Annotated in this window: 13 protein-coding genes; 11 read left to right on the forward strand and 2 right to left on the reverse strand. The window is 45.9% G+C overall.

Annotation, left to right across the window (positions count from 1 at the left end; genetic code table 11):
- The first annotated feature begins 80 nt into the window (after positions 1–80).
- Positions 81–1151 carry a hypothetical protein gene (locus F0228_RS02080; protein ID WP_171761814.1) on the forward strand — a complete coding sequence of 357 codons (1071 nt, stop codon included), beginning with the start codon at positions 81–83 and terminating at the stop codon, positions 1149–1151.
- Positions 1152–1250: 99 nt separating this feature from the next.
- Here the strand turns inward: F0228_RS02080 and F0228_RS02085 are convergent, their stop codons facing one another.
- Entirely contained in the window at positions 1251–2582 is a 1332-nt protein-coding gene (locus F0228_RS02085; protein WP_171761815.1) for a ferric reductase-like transmembrane domain-containing protein, read from the reverse strand.
- A gap of 261 nt (positions 2583–2843) precedes the next feature.
- Between F0228_RS02085 and F0228_RS02090 the strand changes: the two genes are divergently transcribed.
- The 3 genes from F0228_RS02090 to F0228_RS02100 all read left to right on the forward strand — a co-directional run bounded on the left by F0228_RS02090 (position 2844) and on the right by F0228_RS02100 (position 4848).
- Positions 2844–3509 carry a flavin reductase family protein gene (locus F0228_RS02090; protein ID WP_105058781.1) on the forward strand — a complete coding sequence of 222 codons (666 nt, stop codon included), beginning with the start codon at positions 2844–2846 and terminating at the stop codon, positions 3507–3509.
- A gap of 135 nt (positions 3510–3644) precedes the next feature.
- Positions 3645–4436, forward strand: a complete 792-nt coding sequence (locus F0228_RS02095; protein ID WP_105058780.1) for a CLCA_X family protein — start codon at positions 3645–3647, stop codon at positions 4434–4436.
- Between the two features lie 88 nt (positions 4437–4524).
- Entirely contained in the window at positions 4525–4848 is a 324-nt protein-coding gene (locus F0228_RS02100) for a DUF4144 domain-containing protein (RefSeq protein ID WP_105058779.1), read from the forward strand.
- Positions 4849–4955: 107 nt separating this feature from the next.
- On the opposite strand, the gene F0228_RS02105 is transcribed toward F0228_RS02100, so the two are convergent.
- Positions 4956–6284, reverse strand: a complete 1329-nt coding sequence (locus F0228_RS02105) for an anaerobic C4-dicarboxylate transporter (protein WP_010432780.1) — start codon at positions 6282–6284, stop codon at positions 4956–4958.
- Positions 6285–6696: 412 nt separating this feature from the next.
- On the opposite strand from F0228_RS02105, the gene F0228_RS02110 reads away from it, so the two are divergent.
- From F0228_RS02110 to xdhB, 7 genes are all read left to right on the forward strand, one after another.
- A complete protein-coding gene (locus F0228_RS02110) occupies positions 6697–7356 on the forward strand; it encodes an HAD family phosphatase (RefSeq protein WP_008221043.1) in 660 nt (219 codons plus the stop codon).
- A 196-nt stretch (positions 7357–7552) separates the two neighbouring features.
- On the forward strand, positions 7553–8179 hold the full coding sequence (locus F0228_RS02115) for an HD domain-containing protein (protein ID WP_171761816.1): 627 nt from the start codon (positions 7553–7555) through the stop codon (positions 8177–8179).
- Between the two features lie 53 nt (positions 8180–8232).
- The gene (locus F0228_RS02120) at positions 8233–8748 is read left to right on the forward strand and encodes an N-acetyltransferase (RefSeq protein WP_171730959.1); all 516 of its coding nucleotides are present in this window, start codon (positions 8233–8235) and stop codon (positions 8746–8748) included.
- Between the two features lie 125 nt (positions 8749–8873).
- Complete coding sequence (locus tag F0228_RS02125) at positions 8874–9560, forward strand: DNA-3-methyladenine glycosylase I (protein WP_061033026.1); 687 nt, start codon at positions 8874–8876, stop codon at positions 9558–9560.
- A 193-nt stretch (positions 9561–9753) separates the two neighbouring features.
- Entirely contained in the window at positions 9754–10488 is a 735-nt protein-coding gene (locus F0228_RS02130; protein ID WP_017630710.1) for a GntR family transcriptional regulator, read from the forward strand.
- 459 nt (positions 10489–10947) lie between these two features.
- Positions 10948–12393 (forward strand): xanthine dehydrogenase small subunit, encoded by a 1446-nt coding sequence (xdhA, locus tag F0228_RS02135; RefSeq protein WP_171761817.1) that lies wholly within the window; start codon positions 10948–10950, stop codon positions 12391–12393.
- Positions 12386–14776, forward strand: a complete 2391-nt coding sequence (gene xdhB, locus F0228_RS02140; protein ID WP_171761818.1) for a xanthine dehydrogenase molybdopterin binding subunit — start codon at positions 12386–12388, stop codon at positions 14774–14776. The genes xdhA and xdhB overlap by 8 nt, the downstream gene beginning before the upstream one ends.
- The last annotated feature ends 23 nt before the right edge of the window (positions 14777–14799 follow it).

Here is a 14799-nt window from a genome sequence, read left to right on the forward strand (position 1 = left end):
ACGGCTCGTCAGGCATATAGCACTGCGCTCTATGCCTGATACTCGCTTTTCCAAAGGATCCCAAAAAGGACATCACTTCAATGAACCTCTGCCAACTACTGCGTTTAGGGCTAGCATGTTGCTGCCTGTTCGTAGCACAAGGATTTGCTACCACACTCGAGGATATACGCCCTCATACTCCATCATCTCAACAAACTTGGGCTGAACAATGGTTCTACAATATCGCCGTACCAGAGGTCGGCTACTTTAAAGTCAGCCTACAAACCTACATCGCTCCTGACTTTACTGACCCAACGCCTAAGTCATACGTGCACCTCGCGTTTACACCGGTAAACGGCAAGACAGTGAAATACGACATCTTTCGTGATGAGTTAATACTCCGTGGTTTTAACGACTCGGAACAGTTCCACTACGAAATACCGGGGATTGTCGTCGCCAATAAAGACACACTGAATGTAACTTTCGAAGACTTTCAATTCTCGATGCGTTGGGATGGCGAACATGCTCATTATTGGCGTGGCAGAAATCCGGGACAAACGCCTTTCGGTATTATTCCTGAACTACCGGGAGTCGGAGGTAAATGGTTTCTTTATACCGTCGGCACGCCGATTCAGTACAGTTTCTACGATGGTGAGCAATCTCTATTTGGAAGCGGATACGCTCAGCTTGATAAAGGGTGGTACGACAAAGAGTCTAGCGCAGGAATGATCTACACCATGGGACTTTCTGATGAACTCTACTACATGTTTACAGGTGCAAAAGTTGGAAATTCTAATATTGAACTGTGGGCTGGCCGCTATATCTCTCCTAATTATGACCTGATCTTCTACCCGGCGATTGGCAATATTTCACTGAAAAGAGAGGTAGATTCCTGCGCAGGGTACTTAAAACTCGAAATGAACAAAATTAAGTACAAGATGGTCATGGAAGTAAAATCCGAACTGGAAAGCTTTTACCCGTTGGCCTTCCCTTCTGTGATTATCTTTGGCGGAGAGCAGAAGTACATGAAATCGATGAAGGCTGCGGTTAATGTCTCTTTATATGAGCACAACGTTTTGGCGGAAACCATAGAGATGCCGCAAGCCTTATTGGAGTTTAGTGGCCCTTTCTATTGCGATGCCTTGGATGATATTCAAAATGCAGCACTTTAGATCGGTTTAAACATATCGTTACTGCTCCTAGAAACATAACAGCGGAGTAGCACTGTTATAGTGCTACTCCGCGCAATTATCACGAATCTATTTCAAGCTTTAGCGCATCACAAACAACTCTTCGTGATAGTGCTTTTCGATATCAAATTGATAAGCGTCTAACTCTTTCTTCAATGATGTTGAGAACAACTCAGGTCCACAAAAATAGAGTTCATAATCATTCAGGTCACCACATTGGTTTGCGATTAGTCCGGCGTTTAACCTTGGAGAATGCAAAGTATCAATAACGTTCAGCTTTACTCCCACCTCATGAGCTAAGCCTAGTAGCTCATCAACCAAATGCTCGTCGATACCACGAGTACAGTAAAACAACTCGATTCGAGGGTGATCTGGTTCACTCTTGAGCGCTTCAAGTGTGGCAAAGAACGAAGCAATCCCGACACCACCAGCAACCCAAATTTGTGGCTTGCTCAAATCAAATTCAAGACGGCCATAAGGCCCTTCAACTCTTACGGTATCACCCGCTTTGACTCGCTCGTACAAGCCATTAGTAAAATCACCCAACTCTTTGATCAAGAAACGTAACTCTGAATCTTCACTGCCAGAAACAATGGTAAACGGATGCGGGTCTTCATTACCGAAACGCAAGTAAGCAAACTGCCCTGCTTTTTGACCTTGCCAAGATGCATCCGGCTTTAACACAAGATCCATCACTTCAGCCTGTGGAAAATAGCGAGTCGAAGCGATAGTTGCTGAGTGACGATTACGACGCCCAACCAAACCCAACAAGCTGTAAATCGCGGCGATAGATCCAACCAAAGCAAATGCCACCGTTAGGTAATAAATAGGCTCTCCCCAATACGCTCGTTTAAGCAGTATTACCGAGTGAAAAGCGATAAACAGATACGCGACCGACATCAGACGGTGCGACAATTTGAACGGTTTATACTTCACTGCCGCCCATAGTGATGCCACAAATAGAACAAGTAATAAGTAAAAACCCCATTCACCGATACTTTGAGCAATATCGCGCAGTTCGTTGACCCACATTTCCCAACCAGTCAAGACCGCTTGTGGCCCTGAACCATCATGTCGAACAGGCTTAGCCAAGATGCCAAAAGTCACCAGTGACTTAGGAATTTGGTACCACAACCAGTGTGTGACACCCAATGCCACACCACCGATACCAAGCCATTTATGGACTCGATACGCTTTATCCATACCTTTGAGCCAATTCTCGACTATAGGCAAACGCATTGCCAAAACCATGGTGATGGACATTAACATCAGAGACAAAATACCTGAGTACTGAATCATGGCTGAGCGCCATTCAAAGACATTGCTTGAAGCGAATAATTGCGGTTCCATCGCAAACCAAAAGGCTGACATTGTGGCAATCATTGCCCAAATGATATTGCGGACTGTTTTCATTTTTTAACACTCTTAAAGACGACACCCTTACTTTAGCTTGCGTCATGTAAAGCGACGTCAACATGCGTAAATCTATGCAAAGACGACTAACTACCATGTGCTAGCTGAACCACAGTTCCCGATTCGCGATTGAACTACATAACCGATCGCACCAAGTGGGCTCTCTGGGTTCGTGATTTCTTTGATCGATAAAAAGCCCATGTTCGTACATATAGGCTCATAAAAACGCAGGTTCATTTAATCAAGTAGGAAGAGAAAGGTATGAAGGACATCACCCTGTCAAAGAACGATCTTCAAGCCATGGAGCAGCGAGGGCGCACTCGTCTAGTCAACTCATTATCAGGATTCAAGAGTGCAAATTTGATTGGTAGCTGTGACAGTCAAGGGGCAGCAAACTTGGCTGTGATAAGCTCGGTAGTACATTTAGGCTCTCACCCCCCGCTATTCGGATTCATTGTTCGCCCGTGTAAAAGACGCCGCCACACCTTGGACAACATTCTCGAAACCAAACAGTTCACGATTAACAGTATTGGCGCTGACTTTTTCAAGCAGGCTCACCAAACCTCTGCGCGATATCCTAAAGAAGTATCCGAATTCGAGTCGGTCGGCCTGACACCTTATTATGACGATGACTTCTCAGCGCCGTTTGTATTAGAAAGTGCTTTGAAAATTGGGTTGGAGTTGAAAGAACATATTCAGATAGAGAGTAATCACACCCAAATGCTGATTGGCGAAGTCGTCACGCTTCACGCCCCAAAAAGTGCCTTCATGCCCGATGGGTACTTGGATCTGGAGGCTTTAGACACAGTCACCATATCAGGCCTAGACAGCTATCACGTGACACAAAGGCTGCACCGACTAAGCTACGCCAAACCCGATGAACCTCTGTTTCCGTTAACTCGCGAAGGCGATCCCACCTCATGGTAGGTCCTTCAACCTAACTCAAAGTCATTTTATTCAGAAATTGGCTACGAAAAGTGGTAACTTCCTCGGCTTAGGTTTGTAAGGCACTGGGCCGTACCTGATAGCATTTACGTCATACACTCATTTCTAAGGAATCCTTTGAAGTTAACCCACTTTAAATACAAGACGCGCAAAGGCCCAGACTATCGACATGGCGATCAGGTGTCTTTTATGGACATTAAACAGACCTTCGGTATGGGCAGTATTCGTGTGGGCGCTTGGGTAACCAAAGAAGAGAAAGACTTGGCTGCGAACTTGATATTCGACTCTTTAGCGGACCTCGCTTATATCTTGGCTCTACCACCTGAAGCGATTGGTCTGCGCGGTACATTAGGTTTAGCGTTCGGCAGTGGAGGCAGAAAAGGTGTGCAAGCACACTATGCCCCAAACCAACGTGAACTAGCGCTCGCTAAAAACGCAGGTGCCGGTGCGCTCGCTCACGAGTTTTGGCATGCATTTGATCACTACATTGCTGAAAAAGCATTTGAGATTGGTGATACCTCAGGGCCGCGTAAACACATCTTGTTTGCTAGCGATTGTTGGTTACACGATAGAAAGGTGCGACCTCATCCATTAAACGAGAGTCTGATGTCGCTGTTCGATGCCACGCTACTTAGCGAGAATAACTTGGATAAACACGATTACGTTGCTCGAAGTGTCATCGCCGACAAAGCGACGTCTGCTCGTTACTTCTCGTTACCAACAGAGATGATGGCGCGCGCTTTTGAATCTGCGATTGAATCCTGCTCAGATATCGAAAACTCGTACCTAGTCGATGGTACAACCAAGCCGGATATGTTCCCCCTCTATCCAGATCTCACGCATAGAGAGGAAATCTACAACGCGATACAAGGGTACTTTGCACCGCTAGGCCGCTCTTTAAGTAAGTAGCGTTTTGAACAGCTAGATCAATAGGTGATCCAAGCTTCAAAACTGTTTATAGTCGATACACTTCAACATACATGATTTAGAGGCTGTAATGATCCGTTGGCCATCTTTGGTAAAACTCGACGGCGATGATGAACTGATTTACGTCGCATCCGAGAACGATTTTCAGGCAGAATGCTCAGACATGATCTTGGGCGAAGATGATTACCTCATTGATTCTGAAGGTAAAAGCTACTCGCTACAATCCAGCTCAGACCAACTATTTATCACCAAACGACCTGAGCAATATTCGGTTGAAAACGTGACTAAACTGATTCGAAATCACGAGTTCCAAAAAGCTGAAGTATGCTTGATGAAAATTCACTTCCCAACGATTGAAGAAGCAATTCAGTCTTTGGCTTTTGAAGCTCGTTAGTATCGACTCGGAAAACCAATGCTTCAAATATCCCAAACAAAAACAGCGCCAATTTAGGCGCTGTTTTTCGTTGTTGTCTTGGTTATATCAAAGAAAGCTAAGTTAAATTAAGCGATAAAAATCTGTGCCAGTGCGTAGCCTAAGCAACATGCGCCTACTACACCGATTAAACCGACCGACATGAATGAGTGGTTGAAGTACCACTTACCAATCTTGGTGGTGCCAGACACATCGAAGTTCACCGTTGCGATATCTGATGGGTAGTTCGGGATGAAGAAGTAACCGTAAACCGCTGGCATCAGACCGATAAGCAGTGCTGGGTCTAGTCCTAAACCAAGACCAACAGGTAGCATCATACGTGCAGTAGCAGCTTGCGAGTTCACCACAACCGATACGATGAATAGCGCTAGTGCGAACGTCCATGGGTAGTTGGTTACCATTTCCACGATACCCGATTTGAACTGAGGCATTGCGTATTGGAAGTAAGTATCCGACATCCAAGCGATACCGAAGATAGCAATCGCCGCCACCATACCGGATTTGAATACCACGCCGTTTGGCACATCTCGCGGGTCAGTTTTGGTTGCCAGCAAGATGATACCGCCGAAACAGAGCATCATCATTTGGATGATCACCGACATCTTGATTGGCTTGTCGCCGTCTACGATGGTTCTGATCTCAGGCACCATCGCCACGATAACAATCACCACAATCGACAATAGGAAAATCAATACTGCGTTGCGAGCCGAAGTAGGCAGCACTTCATCTAAGGATGTTGCTGTAGTGCTCTCAATACGCTTTTTCCACTCAGGATCTTTTAGACGCGCTTGGTATTCAGGATCGTCGTTCAGTTCTTTACCACGTTTCAAGCTGTACAAAGAAAGTAAGAACGTACCAAACAAGGTTGCAGGCACCGTCACCATCAAAATGGAAAGCAGAGTAATAGAGTGTTGGATATCAGAAAGCTGTGCAAGATAGTACACCACAGCCGCTGAAATTGGCGATGCAGTGATAGCAAGTTGAGACGCAACAGACGCCGCCGCCATTGGACGCTCAGGACGAATACCATTCTTCAGTGCCACATCGCCGATGATCGGCATGATGGAGTAAACCGCGTGGCCAGTACCCAATAGGAAAGTCATCGAGTAAGTCACGAACGGAGCTATCAAGGTGACGCGTTTCGGGTTCTTTCTTAGCACCCTTTCCGCCACTTGCAGCATGTATTTCAAGCCACCAGCCGCTTCGAGGATCGAGGCACAGGTAACAACGGCGAGGATGATCAACATGACGGTGACAGGTGGAGACGTTGGTGGCATCTTGAAGACAAACACCTCGATAACCAAACCAATACCAGAAACAACACCTAAGCCAATACCGCCATACCGAGAACCGATATAGAGAACGACAAGTAAAAATAGAAACTCAAAATACAACATAAGCAACCCTGCTAAAAATGTGGACTAGGGTTATTTTGTCTTTATGTTCAATGCGTTACTTATTGGTAGATCACACAATCATTGAGCGTTTTAATGGATTGTTTTTTATAAGATTAGGGTCACGATAACAGGCGATTAAGTATCTAAAATGTAATTTTTCACTCAAGTGAAACTCTAGGATTGTTATGCATTCTGATGTTCATTGTTTCTTTTAGAACGCCTCAATCTATAAAATTTAAATATCATAACTAAACGTTATCACCCATTCAGAAACCCATAACGGACTCCCCCTATTCTCCTCAATTTTTGTAATACAATTATTGCCATTTTGACTTAACTCTAACTCGCCTATCCCCATACACTGTGTCAAAATACCCGCCCTTACGATGACAATACAGAAAGAACCACGAATATGAATTTTCAAGCTGCTATTTTTGATATGGATGGACTGCTGCTCGACACCGAGCGACTTTGTATGCAGGTTTTTGAAGAAGCATGTCACGCGCAAGGTGTTCCGTTTTTACAAGATGTTTACCTAGGCATCATTGGTTGTAACGCAAAAACCATCGAACAGATTTTTCGAAATGGCTACGGTGAAAACCTAGACTACCCAGCACTGAATAATGAATGGCGCACCCGCTATAGTGCGATAGTTAAAAACCAAGCCATCCCAGTAAAAGATGGCGTGATTGAGCTGCTTGAATGGCTAAAGTCGAATGACATTCCAATCGCGGTGGCAACCTCAACTCAGCTAGATATCGCAAAGAAGAAGCTCGAGCTAGCAGGCCTAGATTCTTACTTCACTTCACTAAGCACAGGCTGCGAAGTGACTCACGGTAAGCCTCACCCAGAGATCTACTTATTGGCGGCAGAACGCCTAGGTGTTGCGCCTGAAACTTGCTTGGCGTTTGAAGATTCAAACAACGGCATTCGCGCTTCTATGGCAGCCAACATGATCAGTTTCCAGATCCCTGATTTAGTAGAGCCATGTGACGAAGTAAAAGCGCTTGGACACACCATCAGCCCTTCTCTACATGATGTACTAGCACAGCTTCAACAAGCTGCAGCTTAGGCTCTCACTGCCGTTGATAATGCTTTTATCAATGTAGACAAGCCTCTCTATTAAGCCGACTCACAGAGTCGGTTTTTTTGTTGGTATAGTTTTTATAAAAGATAAAAACTCGCGCTTGAAACTGTTAAAGTCGATTTGGGATAAATGCTAAGTAATCAGCAAGATTGCTAACGTCTAAATATGGAGACAGAGACGCGTGAAGGAAAAGTTTGAAGACCAACTGCTTGAGTTTGCACAGCAAGAAATGACACAAGATGCAGCACACGACATCAGCCATATTAAGCGTGTCGTCAAAACCGCAAAAGCTTTGTGCGATCAAGAACAAGCTAAGCTTGAAGTCGTGTTACCCGCAGCTTATCTTCATGATTGCTTCACTTTTCCTAAGAACCACCTAGACAGAGCCCAAAGCTCAACAATGGCAGCAGATAAGGCGATCTCTTTCCTCAAATCTATCGACTATCCCACGTCCTATCTTGATGAGATCCATCATGCCATTGTCACGCACAGCTACAGCGCCAACATCACACCTGAAACCTTAGAAGCTCAGATCGTCCAAGATGCCGATCGCCTTGATTCTCTCGGTGCAATTGGTATCGCTCGCTGTTTGTATGTGGGTCAGAGCTTTAACGCTGAACTCTATAATCACGAAGACCCGTTCGCGGAACATCGTGACTTAGATGACAAGCATTACAGCGTCGACCACTTCTACGTGAAGCTGTCTAAGCTCGCTGAAACCATGAATACAGAGTCCGCCAAGTTAGAAGCCAACAAGCGCACCGACTACATGCGTGGCTTTCTTGAGCAGTTGGGTGCGGAAGTTTAGCCGCTTAGAATTAGCAGCTTAGAAAAAGGACACACGACAAGGAGAAAAAGGATATGGAAATAAACCGCTTTAAAGCATCCGACGCCGACGAGATCGTCACTTGGTTTACATCCCTCGAAGACTACGTACTGTGGGGAGGGCGAACCTTTGGTTGGCCGTTAGAGGCCTCTTCCATCATCGAACGTTCTCAAGAGTCCCATGTCGAGCTCTATACCTTCTCTGAATCTAGTGCTCTCTCTGAACTGAGTTCGAACGGCAATAACTCAGAACTGATCGGGTTTATGGAGTTTCAACGTATGTCAGACAGTGAACTTCGATTCTGCCGAGTGGCCATTCACCCAAGTCAGCGTGGTAAAGGGTTTGGGCAGTCCATGATAGAAAGTGCATTAGAAGCCGCAAAACAAATCCCTGATGTCACCACCATCAGCTTAGCGGTATTCCAACAGAATCACGGTGCGAAACGTTGCTACGACAAAGCGGGCTTTCAAGTGGTAGACAAAGAACCAAAATTCAAAGAATTCAATGGCAATACCTGGCCCTTGTATCAGATGGAATTAAAGCTCAGCTAGCGTGTTTTACTCGGCTTGATCGTTTTAATTAACAGACTTACTTTCGTTAACAGAATCGTTTTAATTGCCAGATTCGACCCCATATCATTAAGCATTGGCTACACAGATGTAATTTGGAACCTTCAATGACCCAAGAAAAATTCGACACCATTTACCAACGTGCCGCTCACCGTAAAGGTGGCGCAGCAGAGCTCGAAAAGATTGTTCGTGCGCCTCTTTCACAGACCGAGTTATCACAAATTACCGACGACCGTTGGCTAGCCGCTTTTACCGAGAAGGTATTCCAGTGTGGTATTTCGTGGAATGTGGTGAGAAAGAAATGGCCGCAATTTGAAGAAGTGTTCTTTGAATTCAATATCGAAAAAATGCTGATGCTGCCAAATGAGATGTGGGAACAAAAAGCGCAAGATCCACGCATTATTCGCCACCTCACCAAGGTGATGACCATCCCTGCCAACGCAATGATGATCCACAATGCCAAGCGTGAAGCGGATTCCTTCTCACAAATGGTTGCCGACTGGCCATCAGAACGCATCACAGAACTTTGGGATTATCTGAAGAAACACGGCAAGCGATTAGGTGGTAACACAGGTGCTTACACCTTGCGCCAAATGGGAAAAGACACGTTTATCTTATCTTCTGACGTTGAAGCGCACCTGCGCAGCACAGATGTGATTGATAGCGGTCGTAACACCAAACGAGCACAAGTCGCGGCAAGTAAGGCTTTCAACGAGTGGCAGCAGCAATCAGGTCGTACCCTGAGCGAAATAAGCCAGATCGTCGCCTACAGCTGTGGCGATAATCGCGTCTAGTTAAATAAGAATGGATTAAAGCTTTAGATTGCACACAGTTCCCTGCAAACTAAATGTTATAAGTCATTAACAAATAAGCGTGCATCGCACTTTCATCCGGTGGCATTGTATAGATAAATGTATACAATATAGAGTAACACTCATGAATTATTCTCGACCAACCCAACTCGACTAAACAAGGGCCCTTATCTCTATGACAGCTCTCAAAAATTCTGTCTCCAAAGGTGTAAAAACAAAAGTAACAGGCCAGACTCAAGACGATGTTGTTTACTGCCATATCTTCGACGCGATACTAGAACAAAGACTGCCACCAGCCACCAAATTAAGCGAAGAAGCGTTAGCAGAAATCTTTGGCGTTAGCCGCACTATCATTCGCCGTGCCTTGTTACGTCTCTCTTTAGAACAGGTTGTGGTGATCCGTCCAAACCGAGGGGCCATGATTGCAGCACCAACGGTAGACGAAGCCAAACAGATATTTAAAGCACGTGAAGTGATGGAGCTTGCAATCACAGAGCTTGCCGTAAAAAACGCAACCAAAGCTCAAATCGAAGAGTGCAGAAAATTGGTCGCAAAAGAGAACTGTGCCTTTGACCAAGGTGATTACGGCTCTGGATTACGTTTGTCTGGTGAGTTCCACATCAAACTGGCAGAAATGGCAGAAAATGCACCACTGCTCGCTTTCCAACGCAGCCTAGTATCACAAACCTCACTGCTTATCGCTCAATACGAGACAGGTAATCACTCGAACTGTTCTTTGGATGAGCATGAAGGATTGCTTGATGCCATTGAGTCTGGCGATGAAGAACAAGCCGTCGAATTGATGAAAGAGCATTTGAGCCACATTCGTTCCAAGCTCAACCTAGACAGCAGCACCGCATCGAGCGACCTGCATGTTGTGTTCTCAGATTTACTTAAGAACAAATCATAACGAGCTAACTATTTCAATCCAGCTCTAACAACTTTCTGTTAATAACTTTTTATTAACAAGACGGGAGAGAAGTAAGCCTCTGTGTTTACTTCTCTTTTTTTATGCCTTTCCCATAATGACAGACGCGAAGATCGACTCATTTCACCTCAAACACTCTCTATTCTGCCCTAAATAGTGCTCTTAGCCTCTATAGCATTTGCTCCCTAATGCCAAAAATCTTGTCTTTATTTTGTATACATAGCCATTAATTCATTCACACCATAAAAGTCAACACTTCCAATTTAAATCCCAATAAAACAAACAACTACAGCCAAAATCAAATTGTATACAATCAATAAAACCTTAACATTGTTGCATTTTTGTAAATAAATAGTTGACCGCAGGGTCAGGATGGATAATTATTGACCTAGAAGTCAAAAAGAATACACATGGAAATATGTCGATTTACAAGGAGGTCTCTTGATTACTTTTTTGCTCAATCAGGAAATAAGACGTGAAGACAATCTGTCGCCGAATATGACAGTGCTCAATTACCTTCGTACCAAGGTTAATAAAACCGGTACCAAAGAAGGTTGTGGGTCGGGTGACTGTGGCGCATGTACGGTAGTTCTGGGTGAAGTGGTGGATGGACAGCTGCAATACCGCTCGGTGAACTCTTGCCTTACGTTCGTTTCAGCGCTGCACGGCAAACAGCTAATCACAGTAGAAGATCTACAAAACCGAGACAAGTCACTGCACCCTGTACAGAAAGCTGTGGTTGATTTTCACGGTTCACAATGTGGTTACTGTACGCCGGGCTTCATCATGTCAATGTTTGCGCTAGGCAAGAACAAACCCGATGCGAGCAAAGAAGATGTCATGGAATCACTGGCGGGTAACCTATGTCGCTGTACAGGCTACCGACCTATTGTTGATGCCGCGATGTCGCTCTCAACAGACCAACCTTTGATCGACCAATTTGCTGAACTTGAACGCAACACCATCAAGAAGCTAGAAGATATTCAAGACACCGAAGCCAACCTACGCCTTGGTCACCTCACCGCTTTTTCCCCGAAAAGCACTGATGAGTTGGCCAAGCTTTTCCAAGCCCACCCGAACGCTAAGCTGGTTGCTGGCGGCACGGATTTAGCACTGGAAGTGACGCAATTCCACCGCGAGATAGAAACACTGATCAGCGTAAACCTTGTTGAAGACATGAAGGTATGTGAAGAGACCGACACCGACTTAATCATTGGTGCCAACCTTCCAATCAGTGACTCTTACTCACTACTGAAAAAACACTACCCAGATTTTGGTGAACTGTTACACCGCTTTGCTTCGCTGCAAGTGCGTAACCAAGGCACCATCGGCGGCAATGTTGCCAATGCTTCGCCTATCGGTGATACGCCTCCCCTGCTGATTGCGCTTAACGCGAAAATCAAACTGCGCTGTGGTGATGAGTCACGCATCATGCCGATCGAAGATTACTTCATCAGCTACAAGGTGACAGCTCAAAAAGAGAGTGAATTCATTGAGCAAATCATCATTCCTAAGCCAACCAACGACAGCTTCCGAGCTTACAAGCTGTCTAAACGTTTAGACGATGACATCTCTGCAGTATGTGGTGCGTTCGATATTCAAGTCGAAGAAGGCAAGGTAACACACGCTCGTATCGCCTTTGGTGGTATGGCTGCAACGCCTAAGCGCGCAACCCGTTGTGAAAATACGTTATTAGGCAAACCATGGACAGACGCTAATATTAAGTTCGCGATGCAAGAACTGTATAACGACTTTGAACCGCTATCTGATTTCCGTGCAAGCCAAGAATACCGTTCATTGTCGGCGGCCAACATGCTGCGTCGCTACTTCATTGAACAACAGAATAAAAACAACCAAATCGAAACAAGGGTAACGTCTTATGTCTAATTCAAACAAGCATGCGATGACCCACGAAGAGATGGTTGCCATTGCAAAACAAGACCTAAAAACTGGCGTGGGTAAGAGCGTTAAACACGACAGTGCAGCCAAACAAGTAACGGGCGAAGCGGTATACATTGATGACCGCCTAGAGTTTCCCAATCAACTGCACGTGTACGCACGCCTGAGTACTCAAGCACATGCGAAGATCACTAAGATCGACGTTTCACCGTGTTACGAATTTGATGGTGTAGCCATTGCTATCCAAGCCAAAGACGTTCCGGGTGAGCTGGATATCGGTGCAATCCTACCGGGTGACCCACTGCTTGCCGACGGCAAAGTAGAATATTACGGCCAACCCGTGATTGCTGTAGCAGCGAACGATCTAGAAACGGCACGCAAAGCCGCGCACGCAGCGATTATTGAATACGAAGAGCTACCTGCCATTCTTGATGTCAAAGAAGCGCTAGAGAAAGAGCACTTCGTAACAGAAAGCCACACTCAACAGCGTGGTGACTCAAAAGCAGCACTGAAAAAAGCGAAACACGTGATCTCTGGTGACCTAGAGATCGGCGGCCAAGAGCACTTCTACCTAGAAACTCAAATCAGTAGCGTAATGCCAACCGAAGATGGCGGCATGATCGTCTACACCTCAACACAAAACCCGACCGAAGTACAAAAACTGGTCGCGGAAGTGATTGGCGTACCGATGCACAAAGTCGTGATCGATATGCGTCGTATGGGTGGTGGTTTCGGTGGCAAAGAGACTCAAGCAGCCTCTCCTGCCTGTATGGCAGCGGTGATTGCCCACCTTACAGGCCGACCGACCAAAATGCGCCTACTGCGTAACGAAGACATGCAACAAACCGGTAAACGACACCCGTTTTACAACCAATACACCGTCGGTTTTGACGACAATGGTGTGATTCAAGGTGCTGATATTACGGTTGCAGGTAACTGTGGTTACTCACCAGACTTATCAAGCTCTATCGTCGACCGTGCAATGTTCCACTCAGACAACGCTTACTACCTAGGCGATGCAACTGTGGTTGGTCATCGATGCAAAACCAACACAGCGTCGAACACCGCTTACCGTGGCTTTGGTGGCCCGCAAGGCATGATGACCATTGAACACATCATGGACGAGATTGCGCGTTACCTGAAAAAAGATCCTTTGGAAGTACGCAAGGCGAACTACTACGGCGAAGAAGGCCGTAACGTAACCCATTACTACCAAACCGTTGAAGACAACTTTTTACCTGAGATAACCGAACAGCTTGAACGCAGCAGTGACTATCACGCACGTCGTAAAGAAATCGCTGAGTTCAACAAGCAGAGCCCTATCTTGAAGAAAGGTCTTGCTATCACACCGGTGAAATTCGGCATCTCGTTTACTGCGACTTTCTTGAACCAAGCAGGTGCGCTTATCCATATCTACACCGATGGCAGTATTCATTTGAATCACGGTGGTACGGAAATGGGGCAAGGCTTGAACATCAAAGTGGCACAAATCGTTGCACAGGAGTTCCAAGTCGATGTCGAACGTATACAGATCACCGCTACAAACACAGACAAAGTTCCGAACACATCACCAACCGCAGCCTCATCGGGCGCCGACCTCAACGGTAAAGCCGCGCAAAACGCAGCAATAACCATTAAGCAGCGCCTGATCGACTTCGCTTCTGCACACTTCAAAGTGTCTCCAGAAGAGGTAGTATTTAAGAACGGCATGGTGCAGATCCGCGATGAGCTCATGACCTTCAACTCATTTGTTGAACTGGCTTGGTTCAACCAAATCTCGCTATCAAGCACTGGCTTCTATCGCACTCCGAAGATCTATTACGATCACGAGAAGGCGCGTGGTCGTCCGTTCTACTACTACGCCTATGGTGCTTCTTGTTCAGAAGTCATCATCGATACCCTAACCGGTGAAAACAAAATTCTGCGTGTTGATATTCTGCATGACGTGGGCGCTTCATTGAACCCGGCGATTGATATCGGCCAAGTCGAAGGTGGCTTTGTGCAAGGTGTCGGTTGGTTAACAACGGAAGAGTTGGTGTGGAACCAGCAAGGCCGCTTAATGACCAACGGCCCTGCAAGCTACAAAATCCCTGCGATTGCTGATATGCCAATTGATTTCAGAACGCACCTTTTGGAAAACCGCAGCAACCCAGAAGACACAGTATTCAACTCGAAAGCCGTGGGTGAGCCACCTTTCATGTTAGGTATGTCGGTATGGAGCGCACTAAAAGATGCGATTAGCTATGTCGCTGTCGATGGCGCGATTCCTAAGCTCAACACACCGGCAACGCCAGAGCGTATTCTGATGGCGATTCAGGAAGTCTCTGAAACAGCCCCGACCTCGGTCGATGCTCAATCAGAAACGGCTTAGAGCTGATAGGTACGGCTTAGGAC

Origin of the sequence: Vibrio sp. 99K-1, from assembly GCF_013114585.1 — a bacterium.
Classification (GTDB): Bacteria; Pseudomonadota; Gammaproteobacteria; order Enterobacterales; family Vibrionaceae; genus Vibrio; species Vibrio chagasii_B.

What these genes read in the sequence shown, in the direction of transcription:
- F0228_RS02080 (WP_171761814.1), top strand. Translation starts at nt 81, where the DNA reads ATGAACCTCTGCCAACTACTGCGTTTAGGGCTAGCATGTTGCTGCCTG.
- F0228_RS02120 (WP_171730959.1), top strand. Translation starts at nt 8,233, where the DNA reads ATGGAAATAAACCGCTTTAAAGCATCCGACGCCGACGAGATCGTCACT.
- F0228_RS02105 (WP_010432780.1), bottom strand. Translation starts at nt 6,284, where the DNA reads ATGTTGTATTTTGAGTTTCTATTTTTACTTGTCGTTCTCTATATCGGT.
- F0228_RS02090 (WP_105058781.1), top strand. Translation starts at nt 2,844, where the DNA reads ATGAAGGACATCACCCTGTCAAAGAACGATCTTCAAGCCATGGAGCAG.
- F0228_RS02085 (WP_171761815.1), bottom strand. Translation starts at nt 2,582, where the DNA reads ATGAAAACAGTCCGCAATATCATTTGGGCAATGATTGCCACAATGTCA.
- F0228_RS02125 (WP_061033026.1), top strand. Translation starts at nt 8,874, where the DNA reads ATGACCCAAGAAAAATTCGACACCATTTACCAACGTGCCGCTCACCGT.
- F0228_RS02110 (WP_008221043.1), top strand. Translation starts at nt 6,697, where the DNA reads ATGAATTTTCAAGCTGCTATTTTTGATATGGATGGACTGCTGCTCGAC.
- xdhB (WP_171761818.1), top strand. Translation starts at nt 12,386, where the DNA reads ATGTCTAATTCAAACAAGCATGCGATGACCCACGAAGAGATGGTTGCC.
- F0228_RS02100 (WP_105058779.1), top strand. Translation starts at nt 4,525, where the DNA reads ATGATCCGTTGGCCATCTTTGGTAAAACTCGACGGCGATGATGAACTG.
- F0228_RS02130 (WP_017630710.1), top strand. Translation starts at nt 9,754, where the DNA reads ATGACAGCTCTCAAAAATTCTGTCTCCAAAGGTGTAAAAACAAAAGTA.